1 protein-coding gene is annotated in these 1214 nt (G+C 39.5%); it reads left to right on the top strand.

Going from position 1 to position 1214, the window contains the following annotated elements:
* Positions 1 to 229 precede the first annotated feature (229 nt).
* On the top strand, positions 230 to 1183 hold the full coding sequence (locus J8L73_RS19135) for an IS110 family transposase (protein WP_211019463.1): 954 nt from the start codon (positions 230 to 232) through the stop codon (positions 1181 to 1183).
* Positions 1184 to 1214: the final 31 nt, after the last annotated feature.

Raw genomic sequence — 1214 nt, 5'->3', positions numbered from 1 at the left:
CTTGTATGGATAATAACCCCATAAATTAATTATTTTTCTAACCTAGTTCGGGTAATGTGAGGCCCAAGCTTTGGCTGCAACCAAAGCCTTTTATACAGTAGTTCGATTGAGCGTAGGCTCCTCTATTGAGAGACCGGTAACAAGTTAGAACGCTGTATAAACTCCAAGCATTAAACTCGGATAGTCAACGGGGCCTCGAGCCCGAATAGCAAGGCAGAGTCAGCTTATTATGAATACAAAAAATAATCAAAATGAAATTAATGTCGGTGTCGATACAGGTAAAACACAACTCGATATTTATATCAGGCCTTTAGACATTTACTTTACTGTAGAAAACAATCAAAGTGGCATTAAACACGCCATTCAAATCTTAAGAAAACACCCAGTAACACGCGTTATTATTGAGGCAACTGGACGTCTTGAACAGCCTTTTATTATAGCCTGCGCTGAGGCGAATATTCCCTTCGTTATTGCTAATCCCGTGAACATAAAACGCTTCGCAGGCGCTATCGGCCAAAAAGCAAAAACGGATAAACTTGATGCACAACTTATTGCTCACTTTGGTGAAGCGATTAAACCGCCTTTATCATCTTTAAAGCCAGAGCAAATGCGCTTGATGAGCGATTTATTATCGAGAAGACGCCAGTTAATGGATATGCAAACGATGGAAAAAAATCGCTCTCAAATAATGCCAAAAACACTATCGTCACTCATAAAACCTATCTTAACTGCACTGAAAAACCAAATAGATAAAGTCGATTTAAAACTTCAAAAACTGATTGAAGAATGTGACGAATACAAAGCAAAAAATGCCATTATCCAAAGTGTGCCTGGTGTTGGCAATGTGGTCGCATTTAACTTGCTTAGTGATATGCCTGAGTTAGGTTATGTGAACAACAAAGAGGCCGCTTCTTTAGTGGGTGTAGCCCCATTTAATCGTGAAAGTGGCGTGTATCAAGGTAAGCGAATGATACGTGGCGGCCGACCTAAAATAAGAACTGCCATGTATATGGCGATGATGTCAGCCATTCAGTGCAACTCTAAATTTAAAGACCTTTATCAACGCATGGTTAAAGCAGGAAAGCCTAAAAAAGTAGCCATTATTGCGTGTATACGAAAGCTGGTAGTGATCATAAATTCTATGGTGAGGGATGGTGTCATGTGGGATCCTAAAATGGTTTAAAATTAGGAATTGACACCATAGTCACTTGTTA

It is taken from the genome of Pseudoalteromonas sp. MMG006, assembly GCF_018101025.1.
In the GTDB taxonomy this organism is placed as follows: domain Bacteria; phylum Pseudomonadota; class Gammaproteobacteria; order Enterobacterales; family Alteromonadaceae; genus Pseudoalteromonas.
The sequence above is the reverse complement of the archived record's forward strand: the minus strand, read 5'-3'. Positions and strand labels throughout refer to the sequence as shown.